The 18,816-nt window shown below is 72.9% G+C and carries 20 protein-coding genes; 10 read left to right on the forward strand and 10 right to left on the reverse strand.

The annotated features are described in order from the left end of the window. Together VFW24_15410 and VFW24_15415 are read left to right on the forward strand one after the other, a co-directional pair. The coding region (locus VFW24_15410) for a WhiB family transcriptional regulator (protein ID HEX5268153.1) at nucleotides 1–282 on the forward strand (282 nt) is incomplete at its 5' end. Then, nucleotides 279–1,289, forward strand: a complete 1,011-nt coding sequence (locus VFW24_15415) for a PHP domain-containing protein (GenBank protein ID HEX5268154.1) — start codon at nucleotides 279–281, stop codon at nucleotides 1,287–1,289. The genes VFW24_15410 and VFW24_15415, both read left to right, overlap by 4 nt. Nucleotides 1,290–1,309: 20 nt before the next feature. Here the strand turns inward: VFW24_15415 and ligD (VFW24_15420) are convergent, their stop codons facing one another. Next, on the reverse strand, nucleotides 1,310–2,299 hold the full coding sequence (gene ligD, locus VFW24_15420; protein HEX5268155.1) for a non-homologous end-joining DNA ligase: 990 nt from the start codon (nucleotides 2,297–2,299) through the stop codon (nucleotides 1,310–1,312). Between the two features lie 16 nt (nucleotides 2,300–2,315). On the opposite strand from ligD (VFW24_15420), the gene ligD (VFW24_15425) reads away from it, so the two are divergent. The 3 genes from ligD (VFW24_15425) to VFW24_15435 are packed head-to-tail and all read left to right on the forward strand — an operon-like array spanning nucleotide 2,316 to nucleotide 4,502. Beyond that, the gene (gene ligD / locus VFW24_15425; protein ID HEX5268156.1) at nucleotides 2,316–3,233 is read left to right on the forward strand and encodes a non-homologous end-joining DNA ligase; all 918 of its coding nucleotides are present in this window, start codon (nucleotides 2,316–2,318) and stop codon (nucleotides 3,231–3,233) included. A 46-nt stretch (nucleotides 3,234–3,279) separates the two neighbouring features. Beyond that, nucleotides 3,280–3,642, forward strand: coding sequence for a VOC family protein (locus VFW24_15430; protein ID HEX5268157.1), 363 nt, complete (start codon nucleotides 3,280–3,282; stop codon nucleotides 3,640–3,642). Continuing rightward, nucleotides 3,639–4,502 (forward strand): glycosyltransferase, encoded by an 864-nt coding sequence (locus tag VFW24_15435; protein ID HEX5268158.1) that lies wholly within the window; start codon nucleotides 3,639–3,641, stop codon nucleotides 4,500–4,502. Before VFW24_15430 ends, VFW24_15435 begins: the two co-directional genes overlap by 4 nt. Nucleotides 4,503–4,531: 29 nt before the next feature. On the opposite strand, the gene VFW24_15440 is transcribed toward VFW24_15435, so the two are convergent. Beyond that, nucleotides 4,532–5,050, reverse strand: coding sequence for a hypothetical protein (locus tag VFW24_15440; protein HEX5268159.1), 519 nt, complete (start codon nucleotides 5,048–5,050; stop codon nucleotides 4,532–4,534). Between the two features lie 29 nt (nucleotides 5,051–5,079). Here VFW24_15440 and VFW24_15445 point away from each other — a divergent pair, with 29 nt between their 5' ends. Further along, on the forward strand, nucleotides 5,080–5,955 hold the full coding sequence (locus VFW24_15445; GenBank protein HEX5268160.1) for a DNA-formamidopyrimidine glycosylase family protein: 876 nt from the start codon (nucleotides 5,080–5,082) through the stop codon (nucleotides 5,953–5,955). A gap of 5 nt (nucleotides 5,956–5,960) precedes the next feature. On the opposite strand, the gene VFW24_15450 is transcribed toward VFW24_15445, so the two are convergent. Further along, nucleotides 5,961–6,359, reverse strand: coding sequence for a hypothetical protein (locus VFW24_15450; protein HEX5268161.1), 399 nt, complete (start codon nucleotides 6,357–6,359; stop codon nucleotides 5,961–5,963). A gap of 304 nt (nucleotides 6,360–6,663) precedes the next feature. On the opposite strand from VFW24_15450, the gene VFW24_15455 reads away from it, so the two are divergent. After that, nucleotides 6,664–7,164: a helix-turn-helix domain-containing protein gene (locus VFW24_15455; GenBank protein HEX5268162.1), complete on the forward strand. Its 501-nt coding sequence runs from the start codon at nucleotides 6,664–6,666 to the stop codon at nucleotides 7,162–7,164. Between the two features lie 25 nt (nucleotides 7,165–7,189). On the opposite strand, the gene VFW24_15460 is transcribed toward VFW24_15455, so the two are convergent. The 3 genes from VFW24_15460 to VFW24_15470 all read right to left on the reverse strand — a co-directional run bounded on the left by VFW24_15460 (nucleotide 7,190) and on the right by VFW24_15470 (nucleotide 10,022). Beyond that, entirely contained in the window at nucleotides 7,190–8,293 is a 1,104-nt protein-coding gene (locus VFW24_15460) for a cation diffusion facilitator family transporter (GenBank protein ID HEX5268163.1), read from the reverse strand. Nucleotides 8,294–8,378: 85 nt separating this feature from the next. Then, entirely contained in the window at nucleotides 8,379–8,741 is a 363-nt protein-coding gene (locus VFW24_15465) for a hypothetical protein (protein HEX5268164.1), read from the reverse strand. 120 nt (nucleotides 8,742–8,861) lie between these two features. Beyond that, the gene (locus VFW24_15470; protein HEX5268165.1) at nucleotides 8,862–10,022 is read right to left on the reverse strand and encodes an amidohydrolase family protein; all 1,161 of its coding nucleotides are present in this window, start codon (nucleotides 10,020–10,022) and stop codon (nucleotides 8,862–8,864) included. A 149-nt stretch (nucleotides 10,023–10,171) separates the two neighbouring features. Between VFW24_15470 and VFW24_15475 the strand changes: the two genes are divergently transcribed. After that, entirely contained in the window at nucleotides 10,172–11,374 is a 1,203-nt protein-coding gene (locus VFW24_15475; protein ID HEX5268166.1) for a M23 family metallopeptidase, read from the forward strand. Between the two features lie 34 nt (nucleotides 11,375–11,408). Beyond that, complete coding sequence (locus VFW24_15480) at nucleotides 11,409–12,878, forward strand: NAD-dependent succinate-semialdehyde dehydrogenase (GenBank protein HEX5268167.1); 1,470 nt, start codon at nucleotides 11,409–11,411, stop codon at nucleotides 12,876–12,878. A 77-nt stretch (nucleotides 12,879–12,955) separates the two neighbouring features. On the opposite strand, the gene VFW24_15485 is transcribed toward VFW24_15480, so the two are convergent. The 4 genes from VFW24_15485 to VFW24_15500 are packed head-to-tail and all read right to left on the reverse strand — an operon-like array spanning nucleotide 12,956 to nucleotide 15,958. After that, nucleotides 12,956–13,114: a hypothetical protein gene (locus VFW24_15485; GenBank protein HEX5268168.1), complete on the reverse strand. Its 159-nt coding sequence runs from the start codon at nucleotides 13,112–13,114 to the stop codon at nucleotides 12,956–12,958. A gap of 57 nt (nucleotides 13,115–13,171) precedes the next feature. Next, the gene (locus VFW24_15490; GenBank protein HEX5268169.1) at nucleotides 13,172–13,870 is read right to left on the reverse strand and encodes an alpha/beta hydrolase; all 699 of its coding nucleotides are present in this window, start codon (nucleotides 13,868–13,870) and stop codon (nucleotides 13,172–13,174) included. Beyond that, nucleotides 13,867–14,787, reverse strand: a complete 921-nt coding sequence (locus tag VFW24_15495; GenBank protein HEX5268170.1) for an alpha/beta hydrolase — start codon at nucleotides 14,785–14,787, stop codon at nucleotides 13,867–13,869. The genes VFW24_15490 and VFW24_15495 overlap by 4 nt, the downstream gene beginning before the upstream one ends. Before the next feature lie 16 nt (nucleotides 14,788–14,803). Beyond that, nucleotides 14,804–15,958, reverse strand: a complete 1,155-nt coding sequence (locus tag VFW24_15500; GenBank protein HEX5268171.1) for an acyl-CoA dehydrogenase family protein — start codon at nucleotides 15,956–15,958, stop codon at nucleotides 14,804–14,806. A 142-nt stretch (nucleotides 15,959–16,100) separates the two neighbouring features. Here VFW24_15500 and VFW24_15505 point away from each other — a divergent pair. After that, nucleotides 16,101–18,816, forward strand: a 2,716-nt coding sequence (locus VFW24_15505) for a glutamate synthase central domain-containing protein (GenBank protein ID HEX5268172.1), incomplete at its 3' end; no start/stop codon positions are given.

Here is an 18,816-nt window from a genome sequence, read left to right on the forward strand (position 1 = left end):
ACTCCCAGCGTTCCCGCCCGCAGCCGGGGAGGGGCGGACTGGAGAAGGCGGGCCGCCTGCCGGCTCATGCCCGCGGAGATGTTCTTCCCGGTGGGGACGAGCGGCATGGCCATCGAGGAGGTCGCCTCCGCCAAGCAGGTATGCGGTGGCTGCGAGGTGAGTGGCCCGTGCCTCGAGTTCGCTCTCGAGACCCGCCAGGAGTTCGGGGTCTGGGGCGGCAGGGACGAGGACGAGCGCCGCGAGATGGTTCGCCGGGCCAAGGCCAACCCCGTCCTGCGCTGAGCCCCGAGGAGGCGCTCGACCGCATCGCGTTCCTGCTGGAGCGCACCCGCCAGCCCACCCCCCGGGTTCGCGCCTTCCGACGGGCGGCGGCCGTGGTGCGCAAGCTGCCCGAGGGGGAGCTCTCCCAGCTGGTGCGCTCGGGGCGGCTGCGGGCCCTGCCCGGCATCGGGGAGTCGACCGAGCGGGTGATCGTCGAGGCCCTGCGCGGCGAGGTCCCCGCCTACCTGGCCCGGCTGGAGCAGGAGCCGGTTCCCGAGGCCGCCCCCGAGGCCACCGCCCTGCGCGCCGCCCTGCGGGGGGACTGCCACAGCCACTCCGACTGGTCCGACGGCGGCAGCCCGATCGAGGAGATGGCCGGCGCGGCCCGCGGTCTCGGCCACGAGTACTGGGCCCTCACCGACCACTCGCCCCGGCTCACGGTGGCCCACGGCCTCGACGCTGAACGGCTCCGCCGGCAGATCGAGGTGGTCGACGAGCTGAACGAGCGGGCCGCACCCGGTTTCCGGGTCCTGAAGGGGATCGAGGTCGACATCCTCGAGGACGGGAACCTGGATCAGGATCCCGGTCTCCTGGCCGAGCTCGATGTCGTCGTGGCCAGCGTGCACTCCAAGCTGCGCATGGAGAGCCCGGGCATGACGGCGCGCATGCTGAAGGCGGTGGAGGACCCCAACGTCGACATCCTCGGCCACTGCACGGGCCGGATCGTCGTCGGCCGGGGACGTCCCGAGTCGACCTTCGACGCCGCCGCGGTGTTCGGGGCGTGCGCTGCGACCGGTACGGCCGTCGAGGTCAACTCCCGGCCCGAGCGACTCGACCCGCCCATGCGCCTCCTGGAGCAGGCGGTGGCCGCCGGCTGCCTGCTGGCCATCGACACCGACGCCCACGCCCCGGGACAGCTCGAGTGGCAGATCAACGGTTGTGAGCGGGTGGCGCGCACGGGCGTGGACTCCGGGCGGATCGTGAACACGTGGCCCCTCGAACGCGTCCAGGAGTGGGCGGGGCGCTGACCCCACGGGGTCTGCACGCGTCAGTCGGAGGCCTGAGGCTCGCGTACCACCCGACTGGGGTCGACGTCGTCGCGCAGCCCCTTGTACGAGGGGGCCCGCAGCGTGCCCGCCGACGTCCACTCCGAGAACGCCACCTCGGCCACGAGGATCGGCTCCACGAAGCGCGCCGACCGGCGCACGTCCGGCGGCAGCGCCGGCTCGGCGGCAAACGGGCTCGACTCCCGGGCCAGGTCCCGGAGGCGATCCCTGATCCGGCTCAGCTCGGCCCCGGTGAAGCCGGTGCCGACCCGCCCGGCGTAGCGCAGGCCGCCGTCGGCGTAGTGACCGACCAGGAGGGCGCCGAGGGCCCCGGTCCTTCCGCCCGACCCGGGGAGCCAGCCGCCGATGACCAGCTCCTGACGCCGGAAGTTCTTGATCTTGAGCCAGAGCCGGGATCGCCGGCCCGGCAGGTAGGGGCCGTCGAGGCGCTTGGCAACCAGCCCCTCCAGGCCCTGGGCCCGGCTCGCCTCCAGCAGCGCCGCCCCCTGGCCCACGTGGTGCCGGGGCGCCCGCGCCACCTCCTCGGGCATCGCCAGCCCGGCCAGGAGCTCCCGGCGCTCGGCGTACGGGACGTCGAGCAGCGAGCGGCCCGAGTGGTACAGCAGGTCGAAGGCCACGTAGCTCACCGGGATCTCCGCCGCCCGGCGCATCACGGGCGGCCCGGGCGGCACGTTGATGCGCTGCTGCAGCCGCTCGAAGCGGGGCCGGCCCGTCTCGTCGAGAGCCACCACCTCGCCGTCCAGGACGACGCCGTCGAGGTCCCGCCCGAGGACAGCCAGTTCGGGATAGCGGTCGGTGATGTCGTTCATGGTCCGGCTCTGCAGCCGGGCCCGACCCCCCTCGACGTACGCCAGGGCCCGCACCCCGTCCCACTTCACCTCGTAGCCCCACCGCGGATCGTCGGGAGGCAGGGCGGCAACGGCGGTGGCCCGCATCGGCTCGAGGTCCCGGGGAAGGCCGGCGCCGGGCATCCAGTTAGATAAGCCGATGCCGGAAGGCCGCGAGATCGAGATCGAGGGTCGACAGCTCCGCCTGTCGAACCTCGACAAGCCCCTGTACCCCGACGGGTTCACCAAGGCCCAGGTGATCGACTACTACGTGCGCATCGCCCCGGTGATGCTCCCGCACCTGGCCGGTCGGCCCCTCACCCTCAAGCGCTACCCCAACGGCACCGGGGCGTCGTTCTTCTACGAGAAGAACTGTCCGTCCCACCGTCCCGACTGGGTCGGCACGATCCCGATCCCCAGCCGGCGGGGATCGGACAAGATGATCAACTACTGCCTCGCCGACGATCTCCCGACGCTGGTGTGGCTGGCCAACCTGGCCGCCATCGAGCTGCACCCTCTGCTGGCCCGCCGGCCCGACGTGGAGCGGCCCACCACGCTGGTCTTCGACCTCGACCCCGGGCCACCGGCGGGCATGGGCGCGTGCGCCGAGGTGGCCATGCTGGTGCGCCAGGTCCTGGGCCGCTGGGACCTGGAGGCGTACCCCAAGACGTCGGGCTCCAAGGGACTTCAGATGTACGTGCCGCTCAACACCGCGGTGAGCTACGACGACACCAAGTCGCTGGCCCACGGCGTGGCGGCCGAGCTGACCCGCTCCCATCCCCGTCTCGTCGTCGAGCGGATGGACAAGTCCGTGCGGGGTGGCAAGGTCCTCATCGACTGGAGCCAGAACCACCCGACCAAGACGACGGTCGCCGTGTACTCCCTCCGGGCGCGTGAGCGGCCCACGGTCTCCACCCCGGTCTCGTGGGACGAGGTCGAGCGGGCCGCATCCGACCCGGACGCCGACCTGTCCTTCGACGCCGCGGCCGTGCTCGAGCGGGTCTCGGCCCGGGGAGACCTGTTTGCCGAGGTGGCGGACCGGCGCCAGGAGATCCCGGCGGACCCGGGCCCGGCCTGACGCCGCGAGCTTGCCGTTGACGCGCGCCGGGCCCGAGAATTGTGCGGTGCCGGACCTTCTCCGCCTCGACCACGTGCAGCTGGCGATGCCGCCCGGGGAGGAGGAGCGGGCCGTGGTGTTCTACGAGGGTCTGCTGGGCATCCCCCGGGTTCCCAAGCCGGCGCCGCTGGCCGCCCGGGGCGGGTGCTGGTTCGAGAGAGGGGACCTGCGGGTGCACCTGGGCGTCGAGGCCGACTTCCGCCCGGCACGCAAGGCCCATCCGGCCTTCGCCGTGTCCTCGCTGACCGAGCTGGTGGAGCGGCTGGACGGGGCCGGTGTCGAGGTCCGGCCCGGTGACGGCGTCAACCAGGTGTACGTCGACGACCCCTTCGGCAACCGCATCGAGCTGATCGAGCCGGCGCCGTCGTGAGTGCCCCGGACCCGGTGACGGTCGTGGTCATCCACCACCGGAACCCCCAGCAGTGCGCCATCACCTGCGGGGCTTTTGCCGCCCAGGGGCGGTCCGTGCGGATAATCGTCGTCGACAACGGCTCCCCCGAACCGGACCGCGCCGCCCTGCGCCGGATCCCCGGGATCGAGATGCTCGAGCTGGGCCGCAACTGCGGCTTCGGACCGGCCGCCAACGCCGGGATCAGGCACTGGATGCGCGGTGAGACGGGGGAGTGGGTCGTGGTGGCGCCCCACGACGCCCGCCCCCGTCCCGGCGCCCTCGACACCCTGCTCGAGGTGGCCGGCTCCCGCCCCCGGGCCGCCATGGCCTGCGCCGAGTACGGGGACCGGACCCGCCCCGTGGTCGACCACTACCTCGGAGGTCTGGTCTTCCCGCTCGACACCGAGGGGCCGTGGGTGCCCACCGAGCACCCGCACGGCACCATGCTGGCGCTCCGCCGCGACGGGGTGGCGCGCGTCGGCCTGTTCGACGAGCGCTACTTCGCCTACGTCGAGGAGGCGGACCTGGCGCTGCGGATGACCGCAGGGGGGTGGGAGGTGGGAATGGTGCTCGGTGCCGTGGTCGACAACCCGGGCACCGACGTTCCCCGCCCGGTCGTCGAGTACCTCCAGACCCGCAACACCCTGCTCCTGGTGCGCGAGCACTTCGGTCGGTACCACGGCTTCATCCGCCTCTGCATCGCCGTGATCAGCACCGTGCACCAGTGGCTGCGGCCCTCGCGCCGGGCCCCGTGGTACGACGCCCGGGCGCGCTGGCTGGCGTTGGGTCATTTCCTCTCCCGCCGCTTCGGCGCCCCGCCCGTCTCGCTCACCGGCTGACCGTCCGGGGCGGAGAGGGCCGTCGGGCCCTACAGGCCGGTGTCGAGACCGGGCGGCGCCGATCCCGGCACCGTGTCCGGCTGGCTGAACCGGTTCCCCTTCTGGCGCAGCTGGTCCCGGGTCACCGGAACCGGCGGCACGCCTGCCACCTGGATCTGGTAGTCGGACGTGGAGGGGACCGACACCGCGTAGCTCCAGGTGCACCCGCCGCCGGGATCGGCGCGGCCCGGGCCGAGGACGGTCGTGGCCAGGACCGCCCCGTTCGGGTCGAGGATCCTCACGGTGGCGCCCCGGTGGACGACGTTGGGACCGCTGGCGCATCCCGGCGCCGACGCCGAGGCGGTGATCGACCCGAGGATCCGGATGCGGGCCGGAGCGGAGGGGCTCGGCGAAGCCGGGGCCGGCTGGTGATGCAGGCGGCCGGCCAGGATCCCGGCGCCGAGGAGGAGGAACAGCACCATGAGCAGACCCAGCGTCGTGCGGAGCGGGCGTCCCGCAGGAGGACGCAGCGGGCCCGGGGCCGGCGCCCGCGGCGGTGCTGTCGCCATGCCCCGGACGATACCGGCAGACTGGTCCGGTGCCCGAGTTGCCCGAGGTGGAGGCTCTGGCCGCCTTCCTCGGGGAGCGGCTGGCGGGGCGGACGGTGCGCCGGGCCGAGCCTGTGGCCTTCTCCGCCCTCAAGACCTTCGATCCCCCCCTGGACGCCCTGGCCGGGCGCACGGTGACCGGGGTGGGACGGCACGGGAAGTTCCTCGACATCGACATGGACGGCGTGCACCTGGTCGTCCATCTGGCCCGGGCCGGCTGGGTGGTCTGGCGCGAGGAGGCGCCGAGCGCCCGGGCCCGTCCGGGGAAGGGGCCGCTGGCTCTGCGGGTGCTCCTGTCGGGGCGTGACGGGGAAGGTGACGCCGCCCTCGACTTCACCGAGGCCGGAACCCAGAAGCGGCTGGCCGCCTACGTCGTGTCCGACCCCGGGGCCGTCCCGGGAGTGGCCCGCCTCGGCATCGACCCCCTGGAGGCGGCCTTCACGAGCGAGGCCCTGGCCGGGCTGGTCGCGGAGCGCCGGGCCCAGATCAAGGGCGTGCTGACCGACCAGGCCCTGATCGCCGGCGTGGGCAACGCCTATTCCGACGAGGCGCTGCACCGGGCCGGCATGTCACCGTTCCGCAACGCCTCCAACCTGTCCCCGGAGGAGATCGAGCGGCTCCACCGCTCTCTCGTGGAGCTGCTTTCCGACGCGGTCGAACGGGCCCGGGGCCTTCCCGCCTCGGGGCTCAAGGACGACAAGCGGGCGGGGATGCAGGTCCACGGGCGCGCCGGGCTGCCCTGTCCGGTGTGCGGGGACTCGGTACGGTCGGTGTCGTTCGCCGACCGCTCTCTGCAGTACTGCCCGACCTGCCAGACCGGCGGCAAGCCGCTGGCCGACCGGCGCCTGTCGCGGCTGCTCAAGTAGGCGGCTCAGCGGGGGCGGGAGCGGAACCAGCGCGCCGTCATCAGTCCCACCGCCACCAGTAGGCCGCCTGCGCTCAGAGCGGGGAAGGCGGGGCTGATGCTGGCGGCGCTGTTCACCCCCGTGGCCGCGAGCGTCGTGGTGGTCGTGACGGTCAAGGGAGTGACGATGGTCGTCGTCGACGGCGGCAGGGTCGTGGTGGTCGACGACGAGGTCGTGGTGGCGGCGCGGAGCGGCCGTGTCGTCGTCGTTGCCCGGACCGTGGTCGTCGTCGACGGATGGGTCGTCGTCGTCAGGCCGACGGTGGTGGTCGTCCCCGGCCGGGTCGTCGTGGTCACCGGCACCAACGTGGTCGTGGTCGTGGGCGCGCTCGTGGTCGACGTCTCGCTGACGGGCGGGCCGGGCATGACCGTCATTGTGACCGATCAGGCCTCGGCCCTGGTGGCTCCCCTTCACCGGCGGACCCCCGTGGCCCGGAAGGAGTTCCGGAAGGAAGGCGGTGCCTTCCGGGCGCCACCACGAGAGACCGGAAGGAGTTCCGGAAGGAAGGTGACCGCCTTCCTTTCCGGCGGCGGCAGCCGGGAAGGGCTTCCGGAAGGAAACCCGTCGGAAGGAACTCTCCCTTCCGGAAGGAGCCGCGGCTTCCACACGGAAACCTGCCGGAAACCAGCCCTCGGCACTCCCGGAGGCGACGGTGTACCCTTCCGCTCCATGCCCAGCTCCGCCGACACCTATTCCGCCGCTCAGGCCGCCGAGATCATCGGTGTCAGCGAGCGCCGCATCCGCCAGCTGGTCGCGGAAGGGAAGCTTCCGGGCCGGCGGGGCCGGGACGGAACCGTGCGTATCCCCCAGCAGGCCGTCAACGAGGAGCGCCGGAAGCGCCGCACCGGGTCCCCCGCCGCCGGACGGGTGCGGAAGCAGACCGGCGCGACCGCGACGGCCGGCACCCGGAAGGCCGCACCGGTCGACGTGGACGCCCTGGCCACCGCGGTGGCGTCCGCCGTCGGCCAGCGGATCGAAGGCCAGCTGGAGGTGACCCGGCGCGCCGAGAGCCTCGTACGCGCCGAGCTGGACGAGGAGCGGGCCCGGCGCGCCCAGGCCGAGGCCCGGCTCGAGGAAGCGGAGCGGAAGGTGCAGGAGGCCGAGCGCAAGGTGGCCGAGCTCGAGGGCCGGCGGGGCCTGTTCCGGCGCCGGCCGGCCGGCTCTCCCTGATCCGACCCGCTGCCGCGTCGGCCGATCAGTCCTCCCTGCCGTGATGAGAGGTGAGGCCGTGGTGGTCGGTGCCGTCGAGCGGAGCCGGATCGGTGTGGATCCGGGCGGCGGTCAACCGGGGGAGATGGTGCAGCAGGGCGTGGTTGGCCCGTTCCGCGACCTCGTGAGCCTGGACGACCGTCAGACTCGGATTCACCTCGAGGGCGGCCTCGGCCAGTAGCTGGTGGCCCAACCAGCGCACCTGAAGGTCGGCCACCCCGAGCACACCCTCCACGTCCCCGAGCACGCCGTGGGCTCCGGCGACCAGGTCGGGGTCGACCGCGTCCATGAGGCGGCGGTACACGTCGCGGGCGGCAGAGCGGAGAACGGCCAGGATGGCCGCCGTCACCACGAGACCGACGATCGGATCGGCGACCGGCGCCCCCAGCCACACTCCCGCCGCACCGATCAGCACCGCCAGGGAGGTGAGCCCGTCGGTACGGGCGTGCAGGCCGTCGGCCACCAGCGCCGCCGAGCCGATGGCCCGCCCCGTCCGGATCCGGTAGACGGCCACCGCCTCGTTGCCGAGGAAGCCGACCGCGGCGGCCGCCGCGACCGCGGCCACGTGGTGGACGGCGTGGGGATGGATCAGACGGAGGACCGACGCCCATGCGGCGGCAACCGAGGACGCCGCCATGGCGGTGACGATGACGATGGCCGCCAGGTCCTCGGCGCGGCCGTATCCGTAGGTGTAGCGGCGGGTCGGGGGCCGGCGCCCGATCGAGAAGGCGATCCACAGCGGAACGGCGGTGAGGGCGTCGGCCAGGTTGTGGAGCGTGTCCCCGAGGAGCGCCACTGACCCGCTCAGGCTGACGACGACCGCCTGGAGGGCGGCGGCGACGGCGAGGATCACCAGCGACGTCCGCACCGCCCGGATGCCGTGATCGCTGGCCTTCATCGCCGCGTCCACCCGGTCGGCGGCGTCGTGGCTGTGGCCCCAGCCGAGGAGCCCCGTCAGCCCGGCGAGGCGTCCGTGGCCGTGGTGGTGGCCGGGCCCGGGATCGTCCTGGTCGTGGCCGGGCCCGGAATCGTCGTGGTCGTGGTGACCGTCGCCGCCGTGGTCATGGTCGTGGCCGCCGGCGATCTCCACCCCGCCAAACATACGGGGCGCCGGAAAGGCGACGGCCCGGGCGGAGGAGCCCGGGCCGTCGTCCTGTCGGGAACTGCGAGTCAGATCACGCGAACACCGCATGGTGGGGAGTGGCCCGCTCGACCTCGGGCTGGCGGTACATGGCCAGGGACGAGACGAGCGTCCAGAGTAGGAAGCCGAGGAAGCCGATGAGCCCGATCACGTCGAGCCCGCGGCTGTAGCTGTGGAGATACATGTCGCCGGCACTGGAGATCCACAACAGGGCGGCGAACAGCATTCCCATCCAACCCACGTTGGGAGACACCATCTCCCGCCGGATCATCGCCAACGAGCCGGTCACGAGGAACAGACCGGCTGCCAGCCCGGTCATGGCCCCGAGCATCCAGTTCATGTCGAACAGGAGGCGGATGACCGCCGGACTGGTCGGATCGGCGGGACGGCCGGCCATTCATTTGGGCGGGAACCCCCCTTTACAGGGTCTGCGGGCCCGTGGGCCCGTTCTCCGCCCCATGTCAGTTGTACGACTCGGCCACCCGGCGCCCAACGACCTACGGACCCATTTGGCGCGTTACGGGAGGTTCGGCCCCATCAGGTCGGCGAAGTTCTCGACGTAGAAGCGCTCCTGGGCCGCCGGTTCGACGGTCTCGAGGGAGCGGGCGAAGCGGCGGAGGGGATTGCGGCCCCCTTCCACGTGAGGGAAGTCCGAGGAGAACATGCAGACGTCCGGCCCGGTCTGGTCGACCACCCAGCCGGCGTCCTCGTGCGGGTAGGGAGTCACCCGGACCTGGCGCAAGATGTACTCGCTGGGCCGGAGAGTCAGCTTCTGCAGGCGCTCCTCGTTGTTGCGGAACGCCTCTCCGGCGGAGTCGAGCGAGCGCATCAGCCCCGGGAGCCACGACGCGCCCTGCTCGATGACGCCGATGCGCATGTCCGGGAAGCGCTCGAGCACCCCGTCGATGATCATCGTCGCCAGCGTCTGCATGACCGGATAGGGGATGGCCATGTAGTCGACCGAGCGGAAGTTGCCGTCCCCCCCGTGGAAGTCCGGCACCGGTGGCAGACCGTTCTCGAAGTAGGCCGGATCCAGCAGGCGCCCGCCTCCACCGACGTGCAGGACCACCGGCACTCCCGCCTCCTCGGCCGCCCGCCACACCGGATCGAGCCCGACGTGGCTGGGGGAGTGGCGGCGGGGACACGCCGACGCCACCATCAGGGCCCGGCACCCCATGGCCAGGGCCTCGGCCGCGAACGCCGGGCTGCGTTCGAGATCGGCCAGCGGCACGTAGCCGACCGGGAGGAGCCGGCGGTCCACCGCGCAGAACTCGACGATGCCCCGGTTGTGGGCCCGCGCCAGCTCGTAGGCGTAGTCGGGATCGTCCCCCTGCTCGGCCTCCACCAACGGTCGGTTGCAGAACGTGTTGAAGACCAGCTGGCTGGCGAACCCGAGCAGGTCCAGCGCCGCGCTGCGGTCCTCCTTGAGGAAGGAGCCGGTTGCGGCCCAGTTCTTCCGCAGCATGATCTTGTCCGGGTCCTCCCGCCGGTACTCGGGATCGGTGTGGCGCCGGGTGAACTCCTCGATGAGGTCCCGGCCGTCGGGGGTGCGGGCGGGGTACAGCTGCGGGACCCGCTCCCTGATACTGGGATCCGCGTAGGAGGCCAGCCAGTCCGGGGGCTCCATGACGTGGGCGTCGGCGTCGTGGATGAGCCGGCCCCCGGCGTAGTCCCTCATGAGGTGCCCCCCGTCGGCAAGAATGACCGGATTGCCCGAGGGCCCGATGGTACGGCCCCGGGACCGGTGGTGGCCATCCCGCGATCCGAGCGGAAGGAGGGGCACCGGGCGTGTCAACAGGTGGGAGATCGGCCGCGGGTGTGGCGGGCATGGCGCTGGCCGCCTTCTGTCTCGTCGTCCCGGCCACGTCGGTCGCCCTGGCGGCAGGGAGCCCGGCCGGAGGGCTGTCACCCCATGCCACCGGCCCCGCCACCGCCGACACCACGCCGCCCACCACCGCCCCCACCCTTCCGACCGCCAGGACGACGAGCACGACCAGCCCCGGCCTCACGACCTCGACGACAGGCACCGACACCACCGCGACCAGCGACACCACGACGACCACCTCGACCGACGCCGGCAGCTCCACCTCGACGACCGGAGGTTCGGACAACGGCGGGGCCACGTCGGGCACCTCCGGGTCGGGTCCGGCCCCGGGCCCGGGCGGCGGGTCCGGCGGTGGCGCCGGCACCGGTTCGCCGGCAGCAGGGTCGCCGGCGCCCGCCGATCCCCGGCTCCAGTCGGTGGCGGCGGACGTGCCGCGCACCGGCGGCAGCACGACCTGGCCCCTCCTGACCGCGCTCAGCCCCCTGACCCACTACGGCCTCAGCCAGCTCCAGACGGCTCTGGTGGGCTTCGGGAGCTTTCCGGTCGCCGGACCGGCGTACTACACCGACGACTGGCTCGAGTACCGGTCCACCCCCACGCCCCACCTGCACCAGGGCATCGACATCGTGGCCCCGTCCGGGACACCGATCCGCGCTCCCACCGACGGGGACCTGACCTACAGCAACAGCGACCCCGACGGCTACGGGCTCACCGCCATCGTCACCCAGCCCGACCGCACGACGTTCGTTATGGCCCACATGAGCGCGACGGTGCTGGGCCTGGCCACCGGCGCCCAGGTCAAGACCGGTCAGGTGGTCGGGTTCGTCGGGGCAACCGGTGACGCCACCGGGCCCCACTGCCATTTCGAGGTGCATCCCCGCGGCGGTGCCGGCATCGACGGCAAGTCGCTGCTCGACAGGTGGATAGCTCAGGCGCTCGCGGGCGCCCCGGGGCTGGTCGCCGCCTTCGCCGACCCGGGTTCATCTGCGGCGGAGCCCCAGGTCGTCACCGTGCCCGACTCGGTGCCGATCGCCCCGCTGAACCGGGCCCGGGGCCAGGCCCTCTCGCGGGCCGGTGTCCTCCACGGCGCCGGCGCGCCGCCGGTACCGGTCCGCTTCGGGGGTGTCGTCGTGGGTCTCGGCGTGGCCGGCCTCGCCGGGTGGAGCATCGTCCGCCGGCGCCGTTCGGCCGTCTCCACGGCCTGACGCCTGCCGGCGCGGGCCGGGGTAGAACAGACCCATGGCCATCACGACCCAGGAGTCCGATGTCGTCCGGTCCGCCCCCTCCGACCTGCTGATCGGAGGGGAGTGGCGCCGGGCCGCCGGAGGCGCCCGGTTCGCGGTCGACGACCCGTCGACAGGCGAGAGGATCGCCGAGGTCGCCGACGGGGGCCCGGAGGACGCCGTGGCGGCGCTCGCTGCTGCCCATGACGCCGCTCCGGACTGGGCGGCCACACCGCCGCGTACCCGCGCCGAGATCCTCCGCCGGGCCCACGAACAGCTGACCGCCCGGGTCGAGGAGCTGGCGTTGCTCATGACCCTCGAGATGGGCAAGCCCCTCGACCACTCCCGCGCCGAGATCAACTACGCCGCCGAGTTCTTCCGCTGGTTCTCCGAGGAGGCCGTCCGCATACGCGGGGAGTACCTCGTCGCGCCCGACGGCAACGGGCGCATCCTCACCATGCGCCAGTCGGTCGGGCCGTGCCTGTTCGTGACCCCCTGGAACTTCCCGACGGCCATGGGCACGCGCAAGATCGGGCCCGCCATCGCCGCCGGGTGCACCATGGTCGTGAAGCCGGCGTCGCTGACCCCGCTCTCCATGCTGGCGCTGGCCCGCGTGCTCGAGGAGTGCGGGCTTCCTCCCGGGGTCCTCAATGTCGTCACCACGTCCCGTTCGGGGCCGACGCTCGATCCCCTCTACGCCGATCCCCGCCTGCGCAAGCTGTCGTTCACCGGATCGACGGAGGTCGGCCGCCAGCTGATGGCCCGGGCCTCCGAGCGGGTGCTCCGCGTGTCGATGGAGCTGGGTGGTAACGCGCCCTTCGTGGTCTTCGCCGACGCCGACCTCGACGCCGCCGTCGACGGCGCCGTGATCGCCAAGATGCGCAACGTCGGGGAGGCGTGCACCGCCGCCAACCGCTTCTTGGTCGAGGCGTCCGTGGCCGATGACTTCGCCGCCCGCCTGGCCGCCCGGCTCGGTGCCATGAAGGTGGGGCGGGGGACCGACCCCGGGGTGGAGGTGGGACCCCTGGTCGACGCGGCCACGCGCGACAAGGTCGAGGAGCTGGTGGACGACGCGACCGGCAAGGGGGCCCGCGCCCTCGTAGGCGGGGGCCGGGGAGCGGGGCCGGGCTACTTCTTCGAGCCCACCGTGCTCACCGGCGTGCCGGCCGAGGCCCGCCTGCTGAAGGAGGAGATCTTCGGTCCGGTGGCCCCGGTTACCACCTTCGGCTCGGACGACGAGGCGGTGGCCATGGCCAACGACACCGAGTTCGGACTGGTGGCGTACCTGTACACGCGTGATCTGAACCGGGCCCTGCGGGTCGTCGAGCGCCTCGAGACAGGGATGGTCGGTCTCAACCGGGGCATGGTCTCGAACCCCGCCGCCCCGTTCGGCGGGGTCAAGGAGTCGGGGATCGGTCGCGAGGGCGGCCGGGAGGGGATCGAGGAATACCTTTCCGTGAAGTACGTGAGCGTGGCCCTGCCCTGAGGCTCCTCCGGCCCGACCACGCTGCCGCCCCCGATGGCAGGTCCCCGTTCAGGTACTCCGCCCTATCGGCTCTCAATTCAGATTACTTGAGAACTAATTTCTGCATAGCCCGATCGGGCCATGACCCGCGCCGACGCGGCGATCCGGAGGAGCTGGCCCGGCACTACGCCCAGCTGGTCGGCAAGCACCCGCATCTCGGCGTTCTCGGTGGCTGCTGCGGCACCGATCTCCGTCACGTGGAAGCCATCGCTCGAGCGTGCGTGCCCGCTCGGTGACGAATCGGGCGGGGCGTCTCAGCTCCGGGCGTAGGCCTCCAGCGCCTCGGTGAGGCTGAGCTCCTGGACGGCGGGGGTGGCGGCCACCGCCGCCAGCCACTCCGGGCGGATCAGGGCGGCCACGCTGATCGTGATCGGCACCGCCAGCTCCGACAGGTTGGCCGCCTGCCAGGCGAACGACACCGCGTAGTCGGGGGGCCGGAGGTCGCGGCTGAGCTCGGCCAGCGCCAGGGGGTCCGGGGGCCGGGGCGCGTCGGGGGCCAGCTGCACGACGTGCGGGGAGCCGGGAGCGGGTCCACCGCCCGCCAGTCCGGGCCCGTCGGCCAGCACCGCGCCGCGCACCAGGTCGGGCCGGGCGCCGGCGATCAGCAGGGCCACGTAGGCCCCCAGGCCGCGGCCCACGACCGTGCACGGCCCGAGATGGGCCAGGGCGGCGTCGGCGTCGCCCATCAGGGCCTCGGCGGTGTAGCCCCCTCCACTCGGTACGGTCGAGCGGCCGTGGCCGGTGAAGTCGAGGGCGTGCACCGGGCCGGGCCAGCCCTCCGCCCACGCCGGAACACCCGCCGGCGCCTGCTCGCCGAGGCCGTGAAGCAGCAGGAGAGGGGCGGAGCCGGCGCCGGCGCCCGCGGGGGACGGAGCGGCGCCCAGATGGTGCAGGGCCAGCCTCACCTTGCCGTGGACCAGCCAGGTGGGCGCGTCCGCCGTCACGCTGGTCATCCGAGGAACTCGAGGGCCAGCGCCGCCACCCGCTCCGGCGCCTCGATGTGCACGAAGTGGCCGGCCTCCTCCACCGTGACCAGCCGGCCCCCCGGAGGCATGAACGGGGCCACGTCGGCGGGGTCGGTGTTCCACCCCATGACCTCGGGCTGCACGCCCAGGATGCCGAGCACCGGCATCCCCAACGCCGACAGGCGGGACATGGCCCACTCCGGCCGCCACGGCCCGAAGCCGCCCATGCGGAGGCTGGGATCGATCTTCCACCGCCAGCCGTCCGGGTCCCGCCGGGCCCCGACGGTGACCAGGTAGCGGAGCCAGTCCATCGGCAGCCGCGGGTTCATGCGGGCCCGCCGGCGGGCCAGGTCGTCGATCGATCCCGGCCGGCGCAGCGCCGACGCCAACCCCCGGCGGTGGTCGAGCCACGACGACAGCTCACCGGCGCGCATGCGCGTGCGCTCGTGGTCGGCCACGTCGGGCTGGGGGCGCCGCGACGGGAGGCCGTCGATGTTCACGACGTGGCTGACCCGGTGGGGACAGGCGTCGGCCAGGTGCAGCATGAGGTTCCCGCCCTTGGAGTGGGCCACCACCGGTATGGGCCGGGTCGAGATGGTGTCCATGACCGCCAGGGCGTCACGCACGTCGGCGTCCCAGCTGTACAGGGCCGTGTGCTCCGAATCCCCGTGCCCGCGCTGGTCCCATGCCACGACCCGCCAGCCCGCCGCCGCGACCTTCGGGGCAAAGACCGAGAAGGTGCGGGCAAAGTCGAAGCCCCCGTGGGTGAACAGCAGGGGGGGGTCGGCCTCGTCCCCCCACTCGTGCACGGCAATGGCCACGCCCTGCGACTGCACCGTGCGGGTGCGGTCGGGCGCCCTCGCTCCCGGATAGCTGACGCTCCCGGCGTCGTCCGGCTCGCTCACGTCCGGCGCCATCGCGTCAGTACGACTTCGGCAGGCCGAGCGAGTGCTGGCCCACGAAGTTGAGGATCATCTCCCGGCTGACCGGGGCGGTCCGCAGCAGCCGGGTGAAGCCCCAGAAGTCGGCCAGGCCGTACTCCGACGCCAGCCCGTTGCCGCCGTGCACCTGGATGGCCTGGTCGAGGGCGGCCAGGGCCGCCTCGGCGGAGGCGTACTTGGCCATGTTGGCGGCCTCTCCGGCGTCGCGCTGCTGATCGTGGAGCCAGGCCGCCTTGGCCGTCATCAGGCGGGCCAGCTCGGTCTCGACCTTGGCCTTGGCCAGGGGGTGGGACAGTCCCTGATGGGTGCCGATCGGAACCCCCCACACCGAGCGCTCGCGGGCGTACTCGGACGCCCGGCCGAGGGCGTACCGGGCCACCCCGTTGGCGATGGCGGCGCCGGTGATCCGCTCCGGGTTGAGACCGGAGAACACCTGGTGGAGACCGGCGCCCTCGGCGCCGACCAGGCGGTCCGGGCCCACCTCCACGCCGTCGAAGAACAGGGTGTACTGCTTCTCCGGCGCCACGATCTCCACCGGGATGACCTCGCGCTGCAGCCCGGGGGCGTCGGTGTCGACGACGAACAGGGACAGCCGGGCCCGCCCGGTGACCGGGTCGGAGCCGCTGCGGGTGACGACCAGCACCGCCTCGGCCTCGTCGACGCCGGAGATGTAGTACTTGGTCCCACTGATCCGCCAGCCCTCCCCGGCCGGCGTGGCGGAGGTGGATATGCGGTGGGAGTTCGACCCGGCGTCGGGCTCGGTGATCGCAAAGGCCATCTTCCTGCTGCCGTCGGCCAGCCCCGGCAGCCAGGTGCGACGCTGCTCCTCGGTTCCGTGGCGCTCGATGACGGTGCCGCAGATGGCGGGGGACACCACCAGCAGGAGGAGCGGGCAGCCCGCCGCCGCCAGCTCCTCGCAGACGATCGCCAGCTCGGAGATGCCCATGCCGCCGCCGCCGTAGGCCCCGGGGATGCTGACCCCCAGGTATCCGGGGCGGGCCAGCGCGTCCCACAGCTCGGTCGAACGGGCCCCGGCCCGGGCCTGGCGCACGAAGTACTCGTGGCCGAACCGGGCCGCCACCCCCGCCACGGCCTCGCGCAGCATGGCCTGCTCGGGCGTCTCGGCGAAGTCCATGGCGACGCATTCTCGCAGGCCCGCCAAATCGTCTGAGGCGGTCCGGGGCTGGGATATCATCGTGGGGTTCCGCGGCTGGGCCAATGTCGTCCCTGACCGGGCAATACCGGGTGAGCACCCGCCGCTTCGTCAGAGGATGACCATGACCGTAGAGCCCCGGGCCGGCGCCGGCCTGTACGACCCCCGCTTCGAGCACGACGCGTGCGGAGTGGCCTTCGTCGTCGACATGCACGGCCGGCGCAGCCACGGCATCGTCCGGCAGGGCCTGTCCGCCCTCTGCGACCTGGAGCACCGGGGCGCCTCGGGATCGGAGGCCAACACCGGGGACGGGGCCGGGATCCTGCTGCAGATGCCCGACGCCTTCCTGCGCGCCGTGTCCGGCATCGACCTGCCCCCGGCCGGCGCCTACGCGGCCGGGATGGCGTTCCTGCCTTCGGAGGACCCCGACGGCGTGGCGGCGGCGGTGGAGGCCGTGGTCGACGAGGAGGGGTTCCGCCTCCTCGGCTGGCGGGACGTCCCGGTGGACGACTCGATGATCGGCGCCACGGCCCGATCGTGCGAGCCGGTGTTCCGCCATCTGTTCGTGGCCCGACCCGGCCCGGACGGGCGGCTCGAGAACGGCCTTGCCCTCGAACGGCTGGTGTTCATGCTGCGCAAGCGCATCGAGCACTCCGTGCCGGGGGTCTACCTCCCGTCGCTGTCGTCGCGGACCCTGATCTACAAGGGCATGCTCACCGCGCCCCAGCTGCCGCCGTTCTTCCCCGACCTGGCGGACGAGCGCCTCACCAGCGCCCTGGCCCTCGTGCACTCGCGGTTCTCGACCAACACCTTCCCGTCGTGGCCGCTGGCCCACCCGTACCGGATCATCGCCCACAACGGTGAGATCAACACTCTCCAGGGGAACCGCAACTGGATGCGGGCCCGGGAGGCGCTGCTGGCCGGGGCCGAGCTGCCCGGGGACCCCGAGCGGATCTTCCCGATCTGCACTCCCGGGGCCAGCGACTCGGCGTCCTTCGACGAGGTCCTCGAGCTCCTGCACCTTGCCGGGCGGCCCCTGCCCCACGCCGTGCTGATGATGATCCCCGAAGCGTGGGAGAACCACGCGTCCATGGATCCGGCCCGGCGGGCCTTCTACCAGTTCCACGCCTCGCTGATGGAGCCGTGGGACGGCCCGGCGGCCGTGGCGTTCACCGACGGGACGGTCATCGGCGCCGTGCTCGACCGCAACGGGCTGCGGCCCCTGCGCTACTGGGTGACCGATGACGGCCTCGTCGTCATGGCGTCCGAGGCCGGGGTGCTCGAGATCGAGCCGGCGCGGGTCGTCGAGAAGGGCCGGGTCCAGCCCGGGCGCATGTTCCTCGTCGACACCGGGCGGGGCCGGATCGTGCGCGACGACGAGATCAAGGCCGAGCTGGCCGCCGAGCACCCCTACCAGGAGTGGCTCGACGCCGGGCTCGTCCACCTCCACGACCTCCCTCCCCGACACATGCTCGTGCCCCAGCACTCCTCGGTCGTGCTGCACCAGCGGGTGTTCGGCTACACCCAGGAGGAGCTGCGGCTCCTGCTCGGCCCGATGGCCCGGGTCGGCGCCGAGCCGGTCGGCTCGATGGGCACCGACACCCCGATCGCCGTCCTGTCGGCCCGGCCCCGGCTGCTGTTCGACTACTTCGCCCAGCTGTTCGCCCAGGTCACCAACCCGCCGCTCGACGCCATCCGGGAGGAGCTGGTGACCTCCCTCTCCTCCACCATCGGCCCCGAGGGGAACCTGCTCGAGCCGACGCCGGAGTCGTGCCACCAGATCGTCCTGCCGTTCCCGGTCATCGACAACGAGGACCTGGCCCGGCTGCGCTACATCAACGAGCACGGGGAGACCCCGGGCTTCCGCGCCGTCGCCGTCGACGGCCTGTACGAGGTAGCGGGGGGCGGGCCGGCGCTGCGCCGGGCCCTCGACGAGGTCAGGGCCAAGGTCAGCGCCGCCATCGAGGGGGGCGCCAACATCATCATCCTGTCCGACCGCTTCAGCTCGGCGGAGCTGGCTCCGATCCCGTCGCTTCTGTTGACCTCGGCCGTCCACCACCACCTGGTGCGGGCGCGGACGCGCACGCGCGTCGGCCTGATCGTCGAGGCGGGGGACGCGCGCGAGGTGCACCACGTGGCCCTGCTGGTGGGCTACGGCGCCGCCGCCGTGAACCCCTACCTGGCCTTCGAGACCATCGACGACATGATCGAGACCGGGGCCCTCCGCGGCGTCAGCAACCGGGACGCCCGCCACCATTACATCAAGGCGCTGGGCAAGGGCGTGCTCAAGGTGATGTCGAAGATGGGCATCTCCACCGTGGCGTCCTACACCGGCGCCCAGGTGTTCGAGTCGATCGGGCTCGGGGTCGACCTGGTCGAGGAGTACTTCCCCGGCACCGTGTCCCGCCTGGGCGGCATCGGCCTCGACGAGATCGCCGCCGAGGTGGCGGCCCGCCACCACGTGGCCCATCCCGACCGCCCCGAGGAGCTGGCCCACCGCCCGCTGCCCGCCGGAGGGGAGTACCAGTGGCGCCGGGAGGGGGAGTACCACCTGTTCAACCCCGAGACGGTGTTCCGCCTCCAGCACGGCACGCGGACCCGCCGCTACGAGATCTTCAAGCAGTACACCCAGCTGGTGGACGACCAGGCCCGGCACCTGGCCACCCTGCGGGGCCTGTTCCGATTCCGCACCGGGACCCGGCCGCCCGTGCCGATCGAGGAGGTCGAGCCGGTCTCGGAGATCGTCAGGCGCTTCTCCACCGGGGCCATGTCCTACGGCTCGATCTCGGCCGAGGCCCACCAGACCCTGGCCGTGGCCATGAACCGCCTCGGCGGGCGCT

The sequence above is a fragment of the Acidimicrobiales bacterium genome, from assembly GCA_036273495.1.
In the GTDB taxonomy this organism is placed as follows: domain Bacteria; phylum Actinomycetota; class Acidimicrobiia; order Acidimicrobiales; family JAJPHE01; genus DASSEU01.

What these genes read in the sequence shown, in the direction of transcription:
- ligD (HEX5268155.1), bottom strand. Translation starts at nt 2,299, where the DNA reads ATGCCCGGCGCCGGCCTTCCCCGGGACCTCGAGCCGATGCGGGCCACC.
- ligD (HEX5268156.1), top strand. Translation starts at nt 2,316, where the DNA reads ATGCCGGAAGGCCGCGAGATCGAGATCGAGGGTCGACAGCTCCGCCTG.
- VFW24_15440 (HEX5268159.1), bottom strand. Translation starts at nt 5,050, where the DNA reads ATGGCGACAGCACCGCCGCGGGCGCCGGCCCCGGGCCCGCTGCGTCCT.
- VFW24_15450 (HEX5268161.1), bottom strand. Translation starts at nt 6,359, where the DNA reads ATGCCCGGCCCGCCCGTCAGCGAGACGTCGACCACGAGCGCGCCCACG.
- VFW24_15455 (HEX5268162.1), top strand. Translation starts at nt 6,664, where the DNA reads ATGCCCAGCTCCGCCGACACCTATTCCGCCGCTCAGGCCGCCGAGATC.
- VFW24_15465 (HEX5268164.1), bottom strand. Translation starts at nt 8,741, where the DNA reads ATGGCCGGCCGTCCCGCCGATCCGACCAGTCCGGCGGTCATCCGCCTC.
- VFW24_15470 (HEX5268165.1), bottom strand. Translation starts at nt 10,022, where the DNA reads ATGAGGGACTACGCCGGGGGCCGGCTCATCCACGACGCCGACGCCCAC.
- VFW24_15475 (HEX5268166.1), top strand. Translation starts at nt 10,172, where the DNA reads ATGGCGCTGGCCGCCTTCTGTCTCGTCGTCCCGGCCACGTCGGTCGCC.
- VFW24_15480 (HEX5268167.1), top strand. Translation starts at nt 11,409, where the DNA reads ATGGCCATCACGACCCAGGAGTCCGATGTCGTCCGGTCCGCCCCCTCC.
- VFW24_15490 (HEX5268169.1), bottom strand. Translation starts at nt 13,870, where the DNA reads ATGACCAGCGTGACGGCGGACGCGCCCACCTGGCTGGTCCACGGCAAG.
- VFW24_15500 (HEX5268171.1), bottom strand. Translation starts at nt 15,958, where the DNA reads ATGGACTTCGCCGAGACGCCCGAGCAGGCCATGCTGCGCGAGGCCGTG.